The following is a 20896-nucleotide window of genomic DNA, read 5'->3' on the forward strand; positions in this document are numbered from 1 at the left end:
GGCGTTCGACGACGCCTGGGCCATGGCCGAGCCGGTCAAGGGCTGGCTGACGCGCGCGCAGGGCGAAGCGCTCTGGGACGCCGCGCGCCGCCTGGAGAAGGGCGACGTGATCCTCGAGATCGGCAGTCACCAGGGCCGCTCGACGATCGTGCTCGGCGCGGCCGCGCGCACGGCCGGGGCCACCGTGATCGCGGTCGACCCGTTCGTCGACGGCCGGCTGTTCGGCGGATCGCCGACGCGGCAACTGTTCGAGCGCAACATCCGCGCGGCCGGGCTGGACGACGTCGTCGAGCTCGTCGCCGGTTACAGCACGGCACTGCGCCCTGACTGGGACCGGCCCATACAGCTGCTTTACGTCGACGGCAAGCACGACTACTGGACCTACACCGACGACCTGCGCTGGTCCGACCACCTGCCGCCGGGTGCGGAAATCCTGGTCCACGACTGCTTTTCCTCGATCGGCGTCACGCTCGGCACGATCGCGAAAGTCCTCTTCGGACGCCGGTACACCTACGTGGACCGGGCGACGTCGCTGGCGCGGTTCCGCCTCGCGCCGCCGTCCCCGGCGGACCGGCTGCGCGTGCTGGCCCAGCTGCCGTGGTTCGTCCGCAACGTCGGGATCAAGGTCCTGCTGCGCCTGCGGCTGCGGCCGGTGGCGCGGCTGGCCGGCCACGACAGCCCGTACGACCCCTACTGACCCCGTCGTGAGTGGTTAGGGCGGTTAGAACCGCCCTAACCACTCACGACGGGCTTGCCGACCTCCACCTTGGCGAGGCACACCGGCGCGCCCGGGCTCGACAGCTGCACGCCGATGTGGTCGAACAGGCCGTCCACCGGCAGGAACATCGAGTGCAGCCCGTCCTGGAACCAGACCGGCGTGCGCTTGCCTTCGAGGTCGACGAGGCCTTCGCCGCCGTCCGAGGTGTAGTAGTCGAGCTTGAGCAGGTACCGGCCGAGCACCGGGGTGTCGAGCGGGATCCGCACGAGCGTCTCGCCGATCGTGGTGCCGCAGTTCGGCACCGGGCCGGGGACACCGCGGGAAACCGGTTCGACGCCGGTGATCCGGTGCGGCTTGCCGTCCGCGTCGAGCAGGTGCATCCGGCTGGTCGGCTGGTCGAAGTGCGCGCCGGGCAGCAGGCCGACCACGCGCGAGGCGAAGGAGTCCGCGCCGAACCATTCGAACACGACGTCGGACGGGACGAAGTTGTCGTAGAAGACGAGATCCGGGTCCTCGGCTATCGCGGCCCGGACGTTGGCGACGTACTGGCCGGCGTGCTCGAACCGCATCCCGGGCGACAGCTGCAGGAAACCCACCGTGGAGCTCGCGAGCAGAAGCACGCAGACGCCTAGGGCGATCGGCCGGTCCCGCTTACCGCCGGACGGCGCAACTTCGCCGGGGGTCAGGAAAGCGAACGCTCCACAAAGGGCGGCCACGAGCGCCAGTTCGGCGAGGTAGCGCGGATCGTCACCGGCCGCCGGGCCGACCTCACGCAGCCGCGTCAGCGCCAGCAGTGCGACGTCCACGGCGAGCAGGACCCCGAGCAGCGCCCACGCCCGCCACGCGCGGCGGCCACCCGCGCGCACCCCGGCGATCAGCACGCCCAGCGCCGCCAGGAACACCACGACGACGACCACGAACGGCGACGGCGCCCAGGTCGCGCCCGGCCCCGGGCCGGACCACGGGCCGCCCGCGAGGCCCGGGAGCAGGGTGTCGCCGAGCATCCGGCCGGTCAGGTCGGCGACGGTGCCGGCGGACATCGGCGTGCCGCCCGGGGTCACCTGGCTCGACGTCAGCGCGAGGTAGCCCACGACGAACGCCGCGAGCAGCGCGACGTGCCCGGCCCAGTAGCGCCACCGGTCCCGGAAGGACTGTCCGAGCAGGACGGTCACGCCGGCCAGCAGCACCGGGATCACTGCGGCCTTTTCGTAGAACGCCAGGCCGAACAGCGTCCACGCGAAGGTGCCCATCCACCAGCGGCCGCCGTCCTGGAAGTACCGGACGTGGGAGTACAGCGCGCCGGCGGTCGCCAGCACGACCGGCACGATCTGGACGCCGTAGGCCCACCACAGCGTCGGGACGAGCAGCAGCGTCGACGCCGTGAACACGGTGAACGGCACCAGGATCGCCCACCGGCGGCCGAAACAGCGGACCAGCAGGCACCAGAACAGCACCGTCGCGAGCGCGCGCATGAGCAGCAGCGGCAGCACCAGCAGCGGGAAGTTCAGCGGCGCCCACGCGGTCAGGACGGCGGCGAGGAAGAACCCGCCCGGCGTCAGGTGCCCGTGGTAGTCCTGGAACAGGAACCCGAGGTCGAACGGCCCGGCGGCGGCCGCTCGGTACGTCACGACGAAGTCGTCCTGGGCGAGATTCCCGTGCAGTGCCGCCCACGTGTGCAGCACGAACGGGACCAGGCCCGCGACGACCGCGGCGACCACCACCGCGGAGACCTTCGGGCGGACCCGCGGCTCTTCGGTCAGCTCGTCCAGCACGGAGTCCTCACTTCTTGCACGCCGGTGGTTGGCACATGAGCTTGCTCAGCGCCTGGTAGAAGACGTCGGAGATCTTGCGCGGGTCGGGCGTGGTAAAGGATTCGCCGCCGGTCGCGGCCGAAACCTGGCGCAGCTCACCGGCGTCGATGTCCGGGCCGATGCCGATCCCGATCACCGGCAGCGGTTTGCGCGGGTCCTGCAGCTTGCCGAGCTCGGCGAGCAGGCCGGGCAGCCCGATCGAGTCACTGTCCTCGTTGCGGCCGTCGGTGAGCACGACGACGACGTTGATCCGGCCGAGTTTCCAGCTCTGCCGGGCGTTCTGGTACGCGGCGAGGATGGAGTCGTACAGCCCGGTGGCACCGCCGGGTTTCGGCTTCACCGCCTGCAACGTCGTCAGGCCGCCCTGGGCGAGCTGGTCCGCGATGGACCGCATGGGCAGCAGTTCCTTGTAGTCGCGGTCGCCGTCGAGCTTGGTGGAGAACAGCCACAACCCGAGTTCGGTCGTCGGCTTGAACAACCCGAGCCCCTGCGTCGCGGCCTCCAGCGTCAGCGCCATCCGGCTGCGGCCGGTGCCCGGGACGGTGGCGGCCATCGAGCCGGAGACGTCGAGCAGCACCTGGACGCGGGCGCTCAGGTTGGCCCCGGCCCAGGCCTGCAGCACGCCGTACATCGCCTCGGGTGTGGGCGGGCCGACCGGCCGCGGCGCCGCGCTCGTGCGGGTGTCGGGCGCGCGGTCGCCCAGGAACTGGCCCGTCGGCGTCCGGAAACCGGCGTCGGCGAACGCCTTCGTGGCCGCTTGGTCGAGCAACAGCCGCAGGAACCGTTCGGACGCCGTCCGTGACGCCTCCGACGCGCGCGGCAGCACGACGTACGGGTAGTCGAAGCTGGGCACCCCGACGGCCGGGTACGCGGCGACGAGCTTGCGCGCCAGCACGGACTGTTCCGACGCGGGTGAAGCGGTGTACGGCTCCTTCACCGCCGACAGCCGGCGGATCTCCTCGGTGAACGCGGCGGCCGGGTCGGGCGCGTTCTTCGTCAGCTGCTGCAGGCCGATCAGCGCGGCGATCCCGGCCGGGTCGCGGCCCGGGTCGGGCAGCCCGACCGGGCTGCCGGCGACGACGTCCGACCAGGACGGTGACTTCGCCGGCCAGCCCGCCTGTTTCGCGACTTCGTCGGTCAGCGCCAGGACAACGGGCGAGCTCGCCACCGACTGCCCGGTCTCCGGCAGGTTCCACGCGCCGCCGTCGCGCGCCTGCAGCAGCCAGGTGCTCGACTCCGGCACCCAGACGTCGGGCCCGTTCGCGCCGTTGGCTTCGAGGGCCGTCGCGGTGGCCGTCGACGCGCTCGCCGTGACGTCCACGGTGTAACACTCGGCTTCCGGCACCGACCGCGCGAGCGCCGAGAGCACCGGCGCGACGTCCGGGGCGGCGGTGATGCGGACCGGGGTCGTGGTGTCACAACCCCCGCTCGCCAGGCGGTTCTTCACGTAGTCCACGCCGAACCAGGCAAGCAAGGCCACGACGAGCAGCACGCTCAGGACGACGACCCGCGCGTCGAGACGCCGGGATCGCGCCGGGTGTGCGGCCATGCACGTACCTTCCGTCGTGAAGACCTCGCAGCTTGCCAGCCGGGTGACCGGGAAGCCAGTGCCGATAGCGGAAAGTCACCGTCGCCGCGTGATCCCGTGGTGAAGGAATCGTTTGCCGCGGCCGTCTCGGTGACAGAAAGGAACTGCGTAACATTTGCGCTTGACGCCCGTCCCACATGGGTAACAGCACGATGGCGGATCGCGGAGACGACTTCGCCGTCCCCGGAACCGGCGATACACCGAACGGAGACGCAATCCCGTGCGCACGATGTACGACGCGGTCACGGCCGCGAACATCCCGGCCGGCGGGCAACTCGTAGCCGGCTACATCGACAAGATCAAGCTGGAACCCTGGTCGGCCGCCGACTGGGCCCGCTTCCCCAACGCGGTCAAGGTCACGATCGTCAAGAAGGCGAGCACGAACGACGGGCACGTCCTCGACGTCGAACCCGGTGACGCCACCCCGGCCGAGGCGCCGGGCTGGGCCCGGATGCGCCGCGCGGCCGGCGCGGACCCGACGATCTACTGCAACCTCTCGACCTGGTCGTCGGTGCGCTCGGCGTTCTCGTCCGCCGGCGTCGCCGAACCGCACTACTGGATCGCCCACTACAACGGCGATCCCACCATCCCGGACGGCGCCGTCGCCAAGCAGTACCGCGGCGACGTCGCCCCGGGTTACGACGTCTCGTCCGTCGTCGACTTCTGGCCCGGAGTGGACGGCAACGGATCCGCCTCGACTGGAGTGGAGATCATGGAACGCATCACCGTCACCCCGCCGAACGCCGAGCAGAACACGGTGCGGGTCTTCCTTTCCGGCAGCCCGGGCTCGGCCGTGGTCGTCCGCCCGCGGCTGGGCGGTGACGGCTTCTCGAAGCCGATGTGGATCGGCGACATCTTCGCGTGGGGCAACGACCACAACGGCGTCGGGCACAACCCGGCGCAGGTCGGTGGCTACAACTCGAAGCTGACGTCGCACCGGCGGTACGAGCTGCCGGGCGCGGTCTGGGCCGACATCAACTACAGCTCCGCTGACCCGTTCGAGATCGACATCGTCGGCTGACGCAGTGGAGTAACGGCTCACGCGGGCGGCAGGGCGCGGCACAACGCGTCGACGGCCGCGGCGTAGGCGTGTTCGGGCGGCGTCGCGTACCCGACGACCAGTCCGTCCATTGTGGACATGGTGGCGGCCGGGTGCCGGAACGCGGCCAGGCCGTCGAGCGCGATCCCCTGCCACGTCGCGGCCTTCAGCACCGACGCCTCGGTACCTGACGGCAGGCGCAGCACGGCGTGCAGACCGGCGGCGACGCCGGCGGGCGCGACGTGCGGCGCCTGCGCGGCGAGGGCGCCGGCCAGCAGGTCGCGCCGGCGGCGGTACCGCTGCCGCATCCGCCGGATGTGCTTGTCGTACGCGCCGGATTCGACGAATTCGGCCAGGGTGAGCTGATCCAGCACACCCGCCCAGGCCTCGCGCTCGCCCTTCACCGCCAGGACGGCGTCGACGAGGTGCTCCGGCAGCACCAGCCACCCGAGCCGCAGCGCGGGTGACAGGCTCTTGCTCACCGAGCCGGCGTAGATCACGCGTTCCGGGTCGAGGCCCTGCACCGCGCCGATCGGCTTGCGGTCGTAGCGGAACTCGCCGTCGTAGTCGTCCTCGATCACCAGCCCGCCGGTCGCGCGGGCGTGGTCGACGACAGCGGTGCGGCGGTCGTGGTGCAGCGGGCCGCCCGTCGGGAACTGGTGCGCCGGGGTGAGCAGGACCGTGCGGACGGCCGCGGTCAGCTCGTCGACGCGGGCGCCGTTTTCGTCGAGGGACAAGGGAATCGTCGCCACCGAAGCCGCGGTGAAGATCGAGCGGTGGAACGCCAGGCCGTAGGACTCCACGGCGAGCGGGCCGGGCAGCACCGCGGGGAACAGCAGGCGCAGCGCGTGCGCGAACCCGGAGCAGACGACGATCCGGTCCGGCGAGGTGCGCACCCCGCGGGCGCGCGCGAGGTACCCGGCCAGCGCCTCCCGCAGCTCCGGGCGGCCGCGCGGGTCGCCGGGGCCGAACGCGTCGTGCGGGGCCACGGCCAGCGCGCGGCGCGCGGCGGCGAGCCACTCGGTACGCGGGAACGACGCCGCGTCCGGCTGACCTTGGCGGAGGTTGTACCGCGGTGCCGGGGTGCCCGGCGCCTTCTTCGGCGTCCGCACCGGCGCGAGGAGTTCCGCGCGGTCGGCGACCCGCGTCCCGGAGCCCTGGACGGCGGTGAGCCGGCCTTCGGCGACCAGCTCGGCGTAGGCGTCGGCGACGGTGTTGCGGGCGATGCCCAGGTCGGCGGCCAGCGAGCGGTACGGCGGCAGCCGGGTGCCCGGGGCGAGCCGCCCGGTGCGGACGGCGTCACGCAGCGCGGTGATGAGCGCGGCCCGCTTGCCGCCGGTGCCGGACAGCTCCAGGTGCAGGTCGGCGCCCAGCCGCTCGGCCAGATTGACCCATGATTCCGGCACGGAAATGCACCCTACACGGCGGTCATTCTGGCCCTAGATTTCTGGTCATGACGCGCACCAACTTCGCCAAGTCCGCCCCGAAGGCCTTCAAGGCCCTGATCGGCTTCGACGCCGCCGCCCGCGCCGGGCTCGACCCCGCGCTGGTCGAGCTGGTCCAGATCCGGACCGCGCAGCTCAACCGCTGCGCCTACTGCCTGCACATCCACACCTCCGACGCCCGGAAGGCGGGCGAAAGCGAGGAGCGGCTCAGCCTGATCGCCGTCTGGCAGGAGGCCGCGAGCTTCTTCAGCGAGCAGGAGCAGGCGGCGCTGGCGCTGACCGACGCCGTCACGCTGATCTCGGCCGGCGGCGTCCCCGACGACGTCTACGCCCGGGCCGCCGGCCAGTTCGGCGAAGAGGAGCTGGCTCAGCTGCTCGCACTGATCTTCACCAGCAACACGTGGAACCGCATCGCCATCACCACGGCGAAGGTGCCCGGCACGGACGAGCGGGCCTGATCCGGGAACGCGGAAGGACCACCATCCCCCGGCGATGGTGGTCCTTCCGCTGTCGGCTCTCAGTCCGCGAGAGCGAGCAGATCCTCTTCGACGACCGGTTCCTCGACGACACGCTTCCGGGCCACCAGACCGCTGATCGCGACCAGCAGGCCCAGCACCGCGATGCCGGTGACCACGCTCAGCGCCGGCGTCAGCCCGGTGAGCAGGGCGGCGGGCGACGCCTCACCGCCGCCGTTGGCGGTCAGCACCGCCGTCACCACCGCGAGCCCGATCGCGCCGCCGACCTGGAGCGACGTGTTGAGCAGGCCGCCGGCCAGGCCCTGTTCGTCGTCGGAGATGCCGTTCGTGCCCTGGATGTTGAGCGAGGAGAACGCCAGCATGAAGCCGATGCCGAGCAGGACCATGCTGGGCAGGACGTAGGCCGCGTAGCCCGAGTGCTCGTCGACCCGCAGGAACAGCGCGTACCCGATGACGTGCGCGACGACGCCCGCGAAGATCGTGCGCGGCGTGCCGACGCGGTCGATCAGCGGCTCGATGCGCGGCGAACCGAACGCGACGATCAGCGCCGCCGGCAGGAAGCCGAGCGCGGTCTGCAGCGCGGACCAGCCCAGCACCCGCTGCAGGTAGAGCATCACCACGAACTGGAACCCGATGTACGCGCCGAAGAACAACGCGCCGCCGAGGTTGGCGCGGGCCAGTGGCCCGGACTTCAGGATGCCCAGGCGCAGCAACGGGTGGGCGCTGCGCTTCTCGATGAGGACGAACGCCGCCAGCAGCGCGACGGCGACGGCGAACGTGACCAGCGTGCGCGGCGAGGCCCAGCCGGCCTGCGGCGCCTCGACGACGCCGAACACCAGCAGCAGTGACCCGACGGCGCCGGTGATCGCGCCCGGGAAGTCGTACCCCCGGCCCTCTTCGCGACGGTAGGACGGGATCAGCTTCCAGGCGGCGACGAACGCGAAGACGGCGATCGGCGCGGGCAGCAGGAACGTCCAGCGCCAGCCGACCTCGGTCAGCAGCCCGGAGAAGACCAGCCCGGCGGAGTACCCGCTGGCGCCGAAAACGGCGAAGATGCTGATCGCCTTGTTGCGGGCGGGGCCTTCCCGGAACGTCGTGGTGATGATGGACAGCGCGGCCGGCGCCGTGAACGCGGCGGCCAGGCCCTTGATGAAGCGGCTCGCGATGAGCAGCGCGCCGTCGTCGACCAGGCCGCCGAGCAGCGAGGCCAGCGCGAACACCGCGACCGCGACGAGGAAGACGCGGCGGCGGCCGAGCAGGTCGGCGGTGCGCCCGCCGAGCAGCAGCAGCCCGCCGTAACCCAGCACGTAGCCGCTGACGACCCATTGCAGCGCGGCGGTGGACAGGCCCAGGTCGGCCTGGATGGCGGGGAGGGCGACACCGACCATCGACACGTCGAGCGCGTCGAGGCCGATGACGATGGACACCGTGAGCAGGACACCCCAGAGGCGCGCGTCCCACCGGGTCGAGGTGGTGGACAGGTCCGCGGAAGAACTCATGACGGCGACAGTACATGCACGCGCATCTAATGTCTAAGCATCTTATGTGTTTGCATCAAATGCCGACGCATGCTAAGTTGGTCGCCGTGAGCGACGTCGCTGAGCACGCTGTGAACGAGCAGAGTCTGGTCGAAGACGGCCTGGTGCAGGAGTGGCACGAGCTGCTGGCCCGCTACTCGGCCGTGTTCGGCACGCTCGAATGCCGCCTGCAGGAGAACCACGGGATCGGCGCGAACGAGTTCGAAGCCCTCGAACGGCTCGCCACCTGCGACTTCAAGTGCCGCTCGGCCGACCTCACCGGCGCGATCCACCTGAGCCAGAGCGCGACGTCCCGACTGGTCGCCCGGCTGGAGAAGGAAGGCCTGGTGGAACGCGCCCTCTGCGACGTGGACCGCCGGGGCATCTTCGTGACGATCACCGACGCCGGCCGGGAGAAGTACCTCGCGGCGAAGCGGACGCACCGCGAGGTGCTGACCGAAATCCTCGGCTGACCGTTAGCCGACTGGGCCTTCGATGGCCTTGACCTGAATCTGCTGCTGCGCCCCGGACGCGTCCGACACGGTCAGCGTCAGCTGGTCGCCCGGGTGGTGGGTGTCCATCACGTTCGTCAACGTCGTCGCCGAGTCGATCGCCTTGCCGTCGATGGCCGTGATGACGTCGCCCGCCGCGAGGCCCGCCTGCTGGGCCGGGCCGCGCGCGACGACGTCGCGGACCTGGGCGCCGCCGCCCTGGCCGTCCGACACCGAGACGCCGATGAACGCCGTCTTGCCGATGTGGATCTTGTCGGTCGCGGTGCCCGCGACGATCCGGTGCGCGATGTCGACGGCCTGGTTGATCGGGATCGCGAAGCCCTGGCCGCCAGCGCCGCTGCGGCGGCCGTTGAGCTGGTAACCGGTGGACGCCGCGGTGTCGACGCCGATGACCTGCGCGTTCGCGTTGACCAGCGGACCGCCGGAGTCGCCCGACTCGATGTCGGCCTGGACCTGGATCAGCCCGGTGAGCTGCTCGGACGACCCGCTGGACTCGTCCGACGCGGTGATCGACTGGTCCAGCGCGGTGACCGTGCCCGGTGCCGGCACCGGGTCGCCGCCGCGGCCGCCCGCGTTGCCGAGGCCGAGGATCTGGTCACCGACCTTGACCGTCGAGGAGTCGCCGATGGCCGCCGTCGGCAACCCGGACGCGTCTTCGAGCTGGATCACCGCGATGTCCTCGCTGCGGTCGTAGCCCACGACGTGCGCGGTGAACGTGTCGCCGGTGCCGATGCTGGTGACCTTGATGCTGGTCGCGCCGGCGACGACGTGGTTGTTCGTCAGCACCTCGCCGTCCGGGGTCAGCACGATGCCGGTGCCCGCGGCGGCCGCGCCCTGCAGGCCCAGCTCGGTGTTGACGTTGACGATCGCCGGGTTGACCTTCGCGGCCACGGCGTCGGCGTCGAGCACCGTGGCCGACGCGCTGGGCTGCCCGGAGAAGCCGAAGTCCTGGTTGCCGGAGGCGGTGGGGCTGTTCGCCGAGATCAGGTGCCCGATGCCGAGCCCGGCCACCACGGCCAGCGCCACCGCGACAACGGTGACGGTCAGCGTCCGCAGCGGATGCCGTTTGCGCGGCGGCGGCTGGTACGCGGGCGACGGCTGGTACGCCGGCGGCGGTGGCGGATAGCCGTAGCTGCCGCCTTCCTGGCCGTAAAAGCCGTGAAGGGCACCTTCACGGCCATAAGAGCCGTGAGGGGCACCTTCACGACCGTAGAAGTCCTGAGGGGCACCCTCATGGCCGTAAAAGCCCTGAGGGTGCCCCTCACGGCCATAGGACTGCTGGGGGTAGGGCTGCGGCGGGTACGGGCGGCCCCACTGGTCACGCGGCTGCTGCTGGGGCTGGTAGTAACCGGACTGGTAGTAGCCCTGCGAGTACTCACCCTGGCCTTGGCCGTACGAATCCTGGCCATACGGATCCTGGCCGTGGGGGTAGTCGCCGCCGCCCTGTGGCCGTTGGTCGTACTCGCTCATGCCCTTGCTCCCAGCCCTCGGCACGCCTTCGCCGTTCCAGCAAACGCCGCGTTCCTGAGAATTTCCTTGTCCGGTTCCATGGAGTTGCTGTGGATGTACCCACCCGAACGCCGGGACCGGTCCCGTGTGATCGACGTTACCCTTCCGGGTATGAAGCGCACCGCCGTCCTGCTCGCGGCCGCCTTCCTGCTCGCCGGATGCAGCGGCACGACCGCCGGGACACCGTCACCCGCGCCGCAGGGGACCTCCGCCGCGGCCGGCGAGCCGCACCGGCTGGTGTTCGACGTCTCGGGCTCGGCCGTCGTCACCACCCTGACCTGCACGATCGACGGCAAGCCGACGGAAGAGAAGAACGTGAAGCTGCCCTGGAGCCGCACGTTCAGCTTCCCGCCGCACACCGGCAAGCACGAGTACCAGGTCGTCATGCAGTACGCGGACGGCTCGGTGAACGCGACGGCGAAGGTCGACGGCCTGCTCCAGACCAGCAGCAGCGGTGGCGGGGACGGCGCCGGCACCCAGTCGATGAACGGCGACTTCAGCGACTGAGCGCCGCGCGGGTCACCGCCGGATCCGCTCCATCGCGGGGTCGAACAGGGGTTCCGCCGCCACCGTCGCCGGCACGCGGCGGCCGAAGTACTCGATCTCCACGCCGCTCCCGACGTCCGCCGATTCCGGCAGCCACGCGTAGGCGATCGGCTTCCCGATCGTGTAGCCGTAGGCGGCGCTCGTGACGTACCCCGCCGGGACGCCGTCGACGAACACCGGTTCCTTGCCCAGCACGACAGTCCGGCCGTCGTCGATCGTCAGGCACCGCAGCCGCCGTGACGGCGTCCGGTTCTCGAGGGCGGCACGCCCGAGGAACTCACCTTTGGCCGGGCGCACCGCGAAGCCGACGCCGGCCTCGTACGGGTCGTGTTCGGTGGTCATGTCGGTGCCCCACAGCCGGTAGCCCTTCTCCAGCCGCAGGCTGTTGAACGCGGCCCGCCCGCCGGCGATGACGCCCAGGGGCTGTCCGGCCGCCCACAGCGCGTCCCACAGCCGCAGGCCGTTGTCCGCGCTCGTGTAGATCTCCCAGCCGAGTTCACCCACGTAGGACAGCCGCATCGCGACGACCGGCACCCCGGCGATCCGGGCTTTGCGCGCCCGGAAGTACTTCAGCCCGGCGTGCGAGAAGTCGTCCGGGCTCAGCGGCTGCACGAGGTCGCGGGCGAGCGGACCCCAGACGCCGATGCAGCACGTGCCGCCGGTGGTGTCGCGGACCTGCACACCGGCCGGCTTGTGCTTGACGAAGTGGTCGACGTCGATGTTGCCGTTGATCCCGGCCTGGAACTCCTCGGGTCCGAGCCGCGCGACCGTGACGTCACTGCGCACGCCACCCGCTTCGTCCAGCATCAGCGTGTAGGTGACCGAGCCGACGGACTTGTCGAGCTGGTTGGTCGTCAGCGACTGCAGGAACTGCAGCGCGCCGGGCCCGCTGATCTCGACGCGCTTCAACGGCGTCATGTCGTACATCGCCACGGCGTTGCGCGTCTGCCAGGCTTCGGCCGCCGCGATCGGTGAGTGGAACTGCGCGGACCAGCCGTCACGCGCGGGCGGCAACGCGTCGTGCGGCAGCTTCTTCAGCAGCGGCGCGTTGGCCTCGAACCAGTGCGGCCGCTCCCAGCCGCCCGCTTCCAGGAACACCGCGCCCAGCTCGCGCTGCCGCACGTGGAACGGCGTCACGCGCAGGTCGCGCGGGGACAGCTTGGGCTGCAACGGGTGCAGGATGTCGTAGACCTCGACGAAGTTCTGCTGCGCCGTCTCGTGCACGTACGACGGCGCGAGCTGCACCTCCTCGAAGCGGTGGACGTCGACCTCGTGCAGGTCGGTCTCCGAGCGGCCGTCGACCAGCAGCTCCGCGACGGCTTTGGCGATGCCCGCGGAGTGCGTCACCCAGACGGCTTCGGCGAGCCAGAAGCCGCGGACGCCCGCCGATTCGCCGACCAGCGACTGGCCGTCCGGGGTGAAGGAGAAGATGCCGTTGAAGCCCTCCTCGACCTTCGCCTGCCGCAGCGCGGGCAGCAGCAATTGGCTCTGCTCCCACGACGGCGCGAAGTCGTCCTCGGTGAAGGGCAGCATCGACGGCATGGCGCTGTCGGTCACCGACGGGTCCAATGTGGACTCCTCGACCGGCATCGGGCGGTGCGCGTAGGAGCCGATGCCGATGCGGTCGACGTGCTCGCGGAAGTACAGGTCCTGGTCCTGGTGACGCAGGATCGGCATGCTCGCTTCGACCTCTTCGCCGTTCGAGGCACTCTTTCCCGCCGAGAACGCATCAGCACTGTTGCGCCCGACCAACTCGTCGATGCGGCCGGTCTTGACGTACTGGTGCGCCAGCGGCAGCAGCGGGACGTCCATCCCGACCATCGCGCCGACCTCGCGGCCCCAGAATCCGGCGCACGACACGACGACGTCCGCCGGGAAGTCGCCCTGGTCGGTCCGGACGCCGGTGACGCGTCCGCCTTCCTGCAGGACATCGGTGACGCGCGTCGAGCCGATGAACCGGGCGCCCCCCGCGGTGGCCCGCTCGGCGAGGACTTCCACGGCTTTCGCGGCCCGCGCCAGCCCGTCGGTCGGCACGTACAGCGCGCCGAAGATCTGCGAGCCGTCCAGCAGCGGCCAGCGGCGGACGCACTCGTCGGCGTCGATGAGAGAGCCCGACACGCCCCACGACGTCGCCCAGCCGTGCTTGCGCTTGAGGTCCTCCCAGCGCGCCGGGGTGGTCGCGACCTCCATGCCGCCGACCTGGAGGAAACAGTCCAGCTCCAGGAACTTCGAGACGGTGTACTTCGCGAACTCCGTCATCGTCTTGGACGCGTTGGTCTGGAACACCAGGCCGGGCGCGTGCGACGTCGACCCGCCGGTGCGCGGCAGCGGACCTTGGTCGAGCACGGTGATGTCGGCCCAGCCGCGGGCGGTCAGCTCGTCGGCCAGGTTCGCGCCGACGATGCCGGCGCCGATGATCACGACTTTCGGTGCGGTCATGGCGGAACTCCTTCTAGCGGAAGACGACGGTGCTGTTGCCGTTGAGCAGGACGCGGCGTTCGCAGTGCCAACGCACCGCGCGGGACAGGGCGAGCGCTTCGGCGTCGCGCCCGACGGTCACCAGCTCGCGCGGCGAGTAGGTGTGGTCGACGCGCGCGACCTCCTGCTCGATGATCGGGCCTTCGTCGAGGTCGGGCGTGACGTAGTGCGCGGTCGCGCCGACGTACTTGACGCCGCGGTCGTAGGCCTGGTGGTAGGGCTTGGCGCCCTTGAACCCGGGCAGGAACGAGTGGTGGATGTTGATCGCGCGGCCCTCGAGTTTGAGGCACAGGTCGTTGGACAGCACCTGCATGTACCTCGCGAGCACGACGAGATCGGCCTGGTACTCGCCGACCAGGTCGAGCAGCCGCTGCTCGGCCTCGGGTTTGGTCTCCGGCGTCACCGGCACGTGCTCGAACGGCACGCCGGCCGCCTCGGCCATCGGCCGCAGGTCCTCGTGGTTGGACACGACCACGGCGATGTCCGCGCCGAGGGCGCCGGCACGCCAGCGGAACAGCAGGTCGTTGAGGCAGTGCCCGAACTTCGACACCATCACCAGGATTCGCGGCGGTGTCCCGTCGGAGAGGCCGAACTCCATTCCGAAGTCCCCGGCCACCACGGCGAAGTCGCGTCGCAGATCGTCCACTGTGGTCGGCTCGGGTGCGGTGAACGACGTGCGCAGGAACAGCGAGCCGCGGACGTCGTCGTCGAACTGCTGGTGCTCGACGATGTCGCAGCCCTGCCCGACGAGGAACGTCGTGACGGCGTGCACGATGCCCGACCGTTCGGGGCAGTTGAGGGTCAAGATGAAGGTCACGAGACGTACTCCGGACTCGCGTCGGCCAGCCAGGTCGTGAAGTAGTTCGCGAACGACTGCCGCACGAGGATCGTGAAGCCGTCTTCCCGGACCATGAGCACGATCCCGGTGCGCGCCAACAACGTCTGCACGCAGGTCCCCGGCGGCGACACGGACGGATCGAGGTCGATCGAGCAGCCGTGGGCGAGCACGTCCCGCGCGTGCGCCCCGGTGAGCCGCACGGTCACGCGCTGCGCGGAAACGTCGACCACCGCCAAGACGGCACTTTCACGTGAAAGTGCCGCTTCCAGCTCGGCCTGGCGGCCGGGTTCGGCGAGCACGAGGTACTCGTCGGGGCCCATCCAGAGGACGTCGACGCCGTTGCCGCTGGTGAAGGTGCACGGCCCGGGCAGGTCGACGCCGAGCAGGGTGTGTCCGTCCCGCAGGCGCACGGTGAGCTGCGTGCGGAACGGTTCTTCGACCGCTTCAGCCGTCACGGCGGGCTCCTTCCTTGTCGAAGAGCACGGACTCGGTCACGGTCACCGGCACCACCTGGTCGCCGACCGGGACGTACAGCGTTTCGCCGACGCGCTCGCGCCCGGAGCGCACCAGGGCCAGCGCGAAGGTCCGTTCGAGCGCGGCGCTGTGGTAGCTGGAGGTGACGTGACCGAGCATCCGCACCGGTGGTTGCGGGACGACTTCGCTTTCGATGATCTGCGAACCCTCCGGCAGCAGCACCGACGGATCGACGGGCAGCAGCCCGACGAGTTGCTTGCGATCGGGTCGGTTGTTCTCCGCGCGGGCGAACGAACGCCTGCCGAGGAAGTCGACCTTCTTCTTGGAGACCGCCCAGGCCATGCCGAGGTCCTGCGGGGTGACCGTGCCGTCGGTGTCCTGGCCGATGATCGGGTAACCCTTCTCGGCGCGCAGGACGTGCATGGTCTCGGTGCCGTACGACGTGGCGCCTTCGTCCACTATGGACTCCCACAGCGCGCGGCCGTACCAGGACGGGACGTTGATCTCGTAGGCCAGTTCGCCGGAGAAGCTGATCCGGCAGACCCGCGCCTTGAGCCCGGCGACCTCGGCGTCCTGCCAGGTCATGAACCCGAAGGCGTCGTTGGAGACGTCGAGGTCCGGCGCCAACCGGCCCAGCACTTCCCGGGAGCGGGGGCCGACCAGTGGGAGCGTGGCCCAATGTTCGGTGACGGACGTCGCGAAGACGTTGAGGTGCGGCCATTCCGTCTGCAGCCACTCCTCCATCCATTCGAGGACCATGGCCGCGTTGCCGGTCGTGGTGGTGACGAGGAACCGGTCCTCGGCGACGCGGATGACCGTGCCGTCGTCGATGACCATGCCGTCGACGCCGCACATCACGCCGTAGCGGATGCGGCCGACGCGCAGGTTGCTCATCATGTTCGTGTAAAGCAGGTCGAGGAACGCGGCGGCGTCCGGGCCCTGGACGTCGATCTTGCCCAGGGTGGACCCGTCCATGACGGCGACGTCGGTGCGCGCCGCGCGGCATTCGCGCTGGACGGCGTCGTGCATCGTCTCGCCGGGTCGCGGGTAGTACCACGGCCGTTTCCACTGGCCGACGTTCTCGAACTCGGCGCCGTGCTCGACGTGCCACGGGTGGATCATGGTGACGCGCACGGGATCGTGCAGGTCACCGCGGTACCGGCCGGCCAGCGCGGCGAACGACACGGGCGTGTACGGCGGCCGGAACGTCGTCGGCCGCTGCGTCGACAGGTCGACACCGAGCGCTTCCGCCGTGATGCCCGCGGCGAGCAGGCCGGACGTCTTGCCCTGGTCGTGCGCGGTGCCGATGGTGGTGTAGCGCTTGATGTGCTCCAGCGAGCGGAGCCCGGCGCCGGTGGCGCGCAGGACGTCCGAGACGGTCGCGTCCCGCTGCTGGTCCACGAACCGGGTGTCCACTTCGGACTCCGGCGCCGGCACCTGCCAGAGCGTCATGGCCTCCGGCAGCCCTTCTCCCGCCGCGGCACCCACGACGCTCACGTTCGGGAGGTCGCCGGCCGGGACGTACGCGCCCAGCCGGGGGTCGTAGCGCAGGGCACCGCGGGCCTGGCTGTAGAGGTGCACGGCCGGGTTCCAGCCGCCGGACACGAGCAGCAGGTCGCACTCGACCCGCTCCCCCCGCATCTCGCCCAGTTTCGCCACGTGGGCGGCGGTGATGTGGGCGTCGCCGTCGGTGCCGATGACGCCGTAGCCCTCGCGAGCGTCGACGATCCGCACGATCTCGGCCCCGGCCTCCGCCAGTTCGGAGGCGGCGTCGTACGCGGAATCGTTGGTGGTGAACACAACTATGCGCTGCCCGGCCAGGACGCCGTAGCGGTTCAGGTAGGTGCGCGCGGCGCCGGCGAGCATGATGCCCGGGCGGTCGTTGTCCGGGAACACGACCGGCCGCTCGTGGGCACCGGTGGCGATGACGATCCGCTTCGCCCGGATCCGCCACACTCGCTGCCGCGAGATCCGTTCGGGCGCGGCGGGCTCGCCTCGGCGTTCCAGAGCCAGCACGAACCCGTCGTCGTAGATGCCGAACGCCGTGGTGCGCGAGAGGAACTGGACTCCCTCGGGAGCTTCGCCGTCGGGCTGGTCGTCGACCAGCAGCACCCGGCCTTCGGCTTCAGCCGCGGCGGCGAGGCCGGCGGTTCCGGCGCCGACGACCAGGACGTCACAGTGGACGTGCTTGGCGTCGTACCGGGCCGGGTCGGGCTCGGCGGCCAGGCGACCTTGCCCGGACAGGCCGCGCGCGACCAGGCCGTCGTACAACTCGACGGTGGTGGCCGACAGCATCGGCTCCGGGAACGGCGCTTCGATCTGCACCAGGGCGTTCGAGTCCTCGACACCCGCCGCGACGATGCCGCGCGGCCGGCCGTACTTGATGCTCGTCGCGACCTGGTGGATACCGTTGGCCAGCAACGCGGAAGCCAAGGTGTCGCCGAGGAAACCGGTCAGCTCGCGGCCGTCGAAGGTGAACTTCAGCGGGACGCCGGACAGCCGGGTCATGAGATCACCGGCTTGGTCTCGTCGAGGCGGTAGACCGCCAGGAGGTCGTGGGTGCGGGTGTCGCGGACGGCGTTGAACCACCGGCGGCAGCCCGCGGAGTGGCTCCAGCGCTCGGCGAACGGGCCGCTCGGGTTGGCGCGGAAGAACACGAACTTCGCCCAGTCCTCATCGGACAGTGCGGCCGGGTCCTCGGGGTAGGCGACGTGGGCCTGGCCGCCGTAGTGGAACTCGGCTTCCTCGCGTGGCCCGCACCACGGGCAGGGAATGAGCTGCATCAAAAGACTCCTAATGCGCGACGGCGGCGGCGCCGTGCTCGTCGACGAGGGCACCGGTGGTGAACCGGTCCAAGGTGAACGGTTCGGCGTACTCGTGCGGCTTGCCGCGCGCGATGGTCGCCGCGAAGACGTCGCCGACGCCCGGCGTGGCCTTGAAACCGCCGGTGCCCCAGCCGCAGTTGAGGAACAGGTTCTCGACCGGCGTGAGCCCGACGATCGGCGACGCGTCCGGGCTGACGTCGACGATGCCCGCCCACGTTCGCAGCAGGTGCGCCCGCGCGAACACCGGGAACAGCTCCAGCGCGGCGGCCATCTGCTGCTCGATGACGTGGAACGAGCCGCGCTGGCCGTAGCCGTTGTAGCTGTCGATGCCGGCACCCATGACGAGTTCGCCCTTGTGCGCCTGGGAAACGTAGACGTGCACGGCGTTCGACATGACGACCGTCGGGTGGATCGGCTCCAGCAGCTCGGACACCAGGGCCTGCAACGGGTGCGACACCAGCGGCAGGTCGAGGCCGACCATCTTCGCCAGCACCGACGAGTGCCCGGCGGCGCACAGCGCGACCTTCCCCGCGGCAATCCGGCCCCGCGACGTCTCGACCGCGGTGACCCGGCCGTTCACCGTGGAGATGCCGGTGACCTCGCAGTTCTGGATGAGGTCGACACCCATCGCGTGCGCCGCGCGGGCGAAGCCCCAGGCCACGTAGTCGTGCTTCGCGATGCCCGCGCGCGGCTGGTAGGTCGCGCCGAGCACCGGGTAGCGGACGTCCGGCGAGGTGTTGACGATCGGGCACAGCTCTTTGACGCCGCCGGCGTCCACCCACTCGGCGTCGATGCCGTTGAGCTTGTTGGCTTCGACGCGGCGGACGCTGTCACGGACGTCCTGCAGGCTGTGCGCGAGGTTGAGCACCCCGCGCTGGCTGAACAGGATCGGGTAACCGAGGTCCTCTTCGAGGCCTTCCCACAGCTTGAGGGAGTGCTCGTAGATGCCGGAACTCTCGTCCCAGAGGTAGTTGGAGCGGATGATCGTGGTGTTGCGGGCCATGTTGCCGCCCGCGAGCCAGCCCTTCTCCAGCACGGCGACGTTCGTGATGCCGTGCACCTTCGCCAGGTAGTAGGCGGTGGCGAGGCCGTGCCCGCCGCCGCCCACCACGACGACGTCGTAGGCCGGCTTCGGGTCGGGGTCGTTCCAGAGGAAGTCAGGGTGGTCCGGCAGGTCCGCGCCGGGGGTGCGAGGCATCCGTATCCTCCTGGTCGACTTCTGATATATCAATTGTCGATGTAGGCTAAGCGGCGTGAACCCACAGGTCAATCCCCCATCGCTGGCGGAGCAGGCGTACCTCTTCGTCCGTGATCGCCTGGTCATGCTCGACATCCGGCCGGGCGACCCGATCAACGAGGAGTGGCTCGGCACCACCCTCGGCATGGGCCGCACGCCGATCCGCGAGGCGCTCAAACGCCTCGAGTCCGAGCGGCTGGTCGTCGCCTACCCGCGGCGGGGCACGTTCGCCACCGACGTCAACATCTCCGACCTCGCGCACATCTCCGAGGTCCGGCGCACGCTGGAGCCGATGGCCACCGCCGCCGCGGCCGGGCGCGCGACCGAGGCCGACCGGGCCACGCTCACCGAGCTGCGCGGGCGGCTCGACGCCGGCGTCCCGGCCGGGGACAACGCCGAGCTGCTGCGCACCGACCTCGCACTGCACCGGGCGATCTACCGGTGCGTGCACAACCCGTTCCTCGAGGACACGCTCATCCGGTACGACAACCTCGCGACGCGGATCTGGTGCGTGTTCGTCCCCCGGCTGCCCGGGATGGCCGGCCACGTCGACGAACACGTCCCGCTCCTCACCGCGATCATCGAAGGCGACGCCGAGAAGGCCGCCGCACTCACGCTGGAGCACGTCGCCGGCTTCGAGGCCGCCATCCGCGCGCTCATCTGAAGCCTCGTGAGTGTTTAGGGCGGTTAGAACCGCCCTAAACACTCACGAGAGGCGACCACGGACCCAGTCGTGGAACTCGCCGATGTGGTGCTCGCTGGGCACGAGCACCCCGCCGCCGGCGTAGGCGCGCGAGTCCATCGCGACCTGGCAGCGTTCGCACGCCTCGAAGTCCTGCAGGTTGACGCGGTGGAACAGCTCGACCGAGCGCGTCAGGTCACGCCCGGACTCGACGACGCCGGGCAGGTAGAGCCAGTCGCAGCGCACCAGCGTGCGGTCCGGGGCCAGCGGGAACATCCGGTGCAGGATCACGTGGTCGGGCACCAGGTTGACGAACACCTGCGGCCGGATGGTGACGGCGTAGTACTTGCGGTCCTGGTCCTCGGTGACGCCGGGCAGCCGCTCGACGCCCGCGCTGCCGTCGACGGTGAAGCCCTGGACCTCGCCGCCGAACTCCGCGCCGTGGCCGACGTAGTACTGCGCCGCGTAGCCGTCGGCGAACTCCGGCAGCACCTCGGTGAGCTCCGGGTGGATCGTCGCGCAGTGGTAGCACTCCATGAAGTTCTCGATGATCTGTTTCCAGTTCGCCTTCACGTCGTACTCGATGCGCTTGCCGAGCGCGAGGCCGTCGACGCCGTACGCCTCGATCGCGCGCTCGCCGCCGAGCCGTTCGGTGACCGCGGCGACCACGCTGCCCTCGAACGGCGGCGGCTCGGCGGCCAGGCAGACCCACGCGTAGCCGAGCCATTCGCGCAGGTGGACGCGGGTGAGCCCGAACGTCGTGCGGTCGACGTCCGGCATGCCGGTGAGGTTCGGCGCGGCGATCAGCTTGCCGTCGAGGCCGTACGTCCAGGCGTGGTACGGGCACTGGAACGCGCGCTTCACGGTGCCGGACTCGGCGGTGCACAGCCGCGCGCCGCGGTGGCGGCAGACGTTGAGGAACGCGTTCAGCTTCCCGTCGCGCCCCCGCGAGACCAGGACGCTCTCCTTGCCGATCCGGACCGTCTCGAACGCCCCGGGCCCGGCGAGGTCCGCGCTGCGCACGGCGCAGAACCAGTCGGCCTCGAAGATCTTCGCCTGCTCCAGCGCGAAGATCGCCGGATCGGTGTAGTAGGAGCCGGGCAGCGTGGCGAGCAGGCTCGGCGGGAGATCGGTAGTGGTCACCGTCGGGGGTCCTCTCCGCGGTCAGTACGGGAGTAGTTGCGCAGAACGCGTCTTGTTG

General features: G+C 70.6%; 18 protein-coding genes. 6 read left to right on the plus strand and 12 right to left on the minus strand.

Annotated elements, in window-relative coordinates:
- Positions 1-22: 22 nt before the first annotated feature.
- On the plus strand, positions 23-697 hold the full coding sequence (locus OHS58_RS27700; protein ID WP_328644505.1) for a class I SAM-dependent methyltransferase: 675 nt from the start codon (positions 23-25) through the stop codon (positions 695-697).
- Between the two features lie 35 nt (positions 698-732).
- Here the strand turns inward: OHS58_RS27700 and OHS58_RS27705 are convergent, their stop codons facing one another.
- Both OHS58_RS27705 and OHS58_RS27710 read right to left on the minus strand, forming a co-directional pair.
- Positions 733-2490: a hypothetical protein gene (locus tag OHS58_RS27705; RefSeq protein WP_328644506.1), complete on the minus strand. Its 1758-nt coding sequence runs from the start codon at positions 2488-2490 to the stop codon at positions 733-735.
- A 7-nt stretch (positions 2491-2497) separates the two neighbouring features.
- Complete coding sequence (locus OHS58_RS27710; protein WP_328644507.1) at positions 2498-4078, minus strand: substrate-binding and VWA domain-containing protein; 1581 nt, start codon at positions 4076-4078, stop codon at positions 2498-2500.
- 259 nt (positions 4079-4337) lie between these two features.
- On the opposite strand from OHS58_RS27710, the gene OHS58_RS27715 reads away from it, so the two are divergent.
- Positions 4338-5138, plus strand: a complete 801-nt coding sequence (locus OHS58_RS27715) for a hypothetical protein (RefSeq protein ID WP_326943937.1) — start codon at positions 4338-4340, stop codon at positions 5136-5138.
- 17 nt (positions 5139-5155) lie between these two features.
- Here the strand turns inward: OHS58_RS27715 and pdxR are convergent, their stop codons facing one another.
- The gene (gene pdxR, locus OHS58_RS27720; protein ID WP_328644508.1) at positions 5156-6562 is read right to left on the minus strand and encodes a MocR-like pyridoxine biosynthesis transcription factor PdxR; all 1407 of its coding nucleotides are present in this window, start codon (positions 6560-6562) and stop codon (positions 5156-5158) included.
- A 47-nt stretch (positions 6563-6609) separates the two neighbouring features.
- On the opposite strand from pdxR, the gene OHS58_RS27725 reads away from it, so the two are divergent.
- The gene (locus tag OHS58_RS27725) at positions 6610-7059 is read left to right on the plus strand and encodes a carboxymuconolactone decarboxylase family protein (RefSeq protein ID WP_328644509.1); all 450 of its coding nucleotides are present in this window, start codon (positions 6610-6612) and stop codon (positions 7057-7059) included.
- A 59-nt stretch (positions 7060-7118) separates the two neighbouring features.
- On the opposite strand, the gene OHS58_RS27730 is transcribed toward OHS58_RS27725, so the two are convergent.
- Positions 7119-8576, minus strand: coding sequence for an MFS transporter (locus tag OHS58_RS27730; RefSeq protein ID WP_328644510.1), 1458 nt, complete (start codon positions 8574-8576; stop codon positions 7119-7121).
- 77 nt (positions 8577-8653) lie between these two features.
- On the opposite strand from OHS58_RS27730, the gene OHS58_RS27735 reads away from it, so the two are divergent.
- Positions 8654-9067 carry a MarR family winged helix-turn-helix transcriptional regulator gene (locus OHS58_RS27735; protein WP_442875471.1) on the plus strand — a complete coding sequence of 138 codons (414 nt, stop codon included), beginning with the start codon at positions 8654-8656 and terminating at the stop codon, positions 9065-9067.
- A gap of 3 nt (positions 9068-9070) precedes the next feature.
- On the opposite strand, the gene OHS58_RS27740 is transcribed toward OHS58_RS27735, so the two are convergent.
- Positions 9071-10576, minus strand: coding sequence for a S1C family serine protease (locus tag OHS58_RS27740; RefSeq protein WP_328644512.1), 1506 nt, complete (start codon positions 10574-10576; stop codon positions 9071-9073).
- Between the two features lie 150 nt (positions 10577-10726).
- Between OHS58_RS27740 and OHS58_RS27745 the strand changes: the two genes are divergently transcribed.
- Complete coding sequence (locus OHS58_RS27745; RefSeq protein WP_328644513.1) at positions 10727-11122, plus strand: hypothetical protein; 396 nt, start codon at positions 10727-10729, stop codon at positions 11120-11122.
- A gap of 12 nt (positions 11123-11134) precedes the next feature.
- On the opposite strand, the gene OHS58_RS27750 is transcribed toward OHS58_RS27745, so the two are convergent.
- Genes OHS58_RS27750 through OHS58_RS27775 form a run of 6 tightly spaced genes read right to left on the minus strand, consistent with a single transcriptional unit; the run spans position 11135 to position 18974 of the window.
- Positions 11135-13600 carry a GcvT family protein gene (locus OHS58_RS27750; RefSeq protein ID WP_328644514.1) on the minus strand — a complete coding sequence of 822 codons (2466 nt, stop codon included), beginning with the start codon at positions 13598-13600 and terminating at the stop codon, positions 11135-11137.
- Positions 13601-13613: 13 nt separating this feature from the next.
- Entirely contained in the window at positions 13614-14456 is an 843-nt protein-coding gene (gene purU, locus OHS58_RS27755; protein WP_328644515.1) for a formyltetrahydrofolate deformylase, read from the minus strand.
- Positions 14453-14932, minus strand: coding sequence for a sarcosine oxidase subunit gamma (locus OHS58_RS27760; protein WP_328644516.1), 480 nt, complete (start codon positions 14930-14932; stop codon positions 14453-14455). Before OHS58_RS27760 ends, purU begins: the two co-directional genes overlap by 4 nt.
- Complete coding sequence (locus OHS58_RS27765) at positions 14922-17459, minus strand: 2Fe-2S iron-sulfur cluster-binding protein (RefSeq protein WP_328644517.1); 2538 nt, start codon at positions 17457-17459, stop codon at positions 14922-14924. The genes OHS58_RS27760 and OHS58_RS27765 overlap by 11 nt, the downstream gene beginning before the upstream one ends.
- Positions 17456-17734 carry a sarcosine oxidase subunit delta gene (locus OHS58_RS27770; protein ID WP_328644518.1) on the minus strand — a complete coding sequence of 93 codons (279 nt, stop codon included), beginning with the start codon at positions 17732-17734 and terminating at the stop codon, positions 17456-17458. Before OHS58_RS27770 ends, OHS58_RS27765 begins: the two co-directional genes overlap by 4 nt.
- A gap of 10 nt (positions 17735-17744) precedes the next feature.
- The gene (locus tag OHS58_RS27775) at positions 17745-18974 is read right to left on the minus strand and encodes a sarcosine oxidase subunit beta family protein (RefSeq protein ID WP_328644519.1); all 1230 of its coding nucleotides are present in this window, start codon (positions 18972-18974) and stop codon (positions 17745-17747) included.
- Positions 18975-19029: 55 nt separating this feature from the next.
- Between OHS58_RS27775 and OHS58_RS27780 the strand changes: the two genes are divergently transcribed.
- Positions 19030-19677 carry a GntR family transcriptional regulator gene (locus tag OHS58_RS27780; RefSeq protein WP_326943950.1) on the plus strand — a complete coding sequence of 216 codons (648 nt, stop codon included), beginning with the start codon at positions 19030-19032 and terminating at the stop codon, positions 19675-19677.
- Between the two features lie 42 nt (positions 19678-19719).
- On the opposite strand, the gene OHS58_RS27785 is transcribed toward OHS58_RS27780, so the two are convergent.
- The gene (locus OHS58_RS27785) at positions 19720-20838 is read right to left on the minus strand and encodes an aromatic ring-hydroxylating oxygenase subunit alpha (RefSeq protein WP_328644520.1); all 1119 of its coding nucleotides are present in this window, start codon (positions 20836-20838) and stop codon (positions 19720-19722) included.
- Positions 20839-20896 lie beyond the last annotated feature (58 nt).

The organism is Amycolatopsis sp. NBC_00348 (genome assembly GCF_036114655.1).
GTDB lineage: Bacteria > Actinomycetota > Actinomycetes > Mycobacteriales > Pseudonocardiaceae > Amycolatopsis.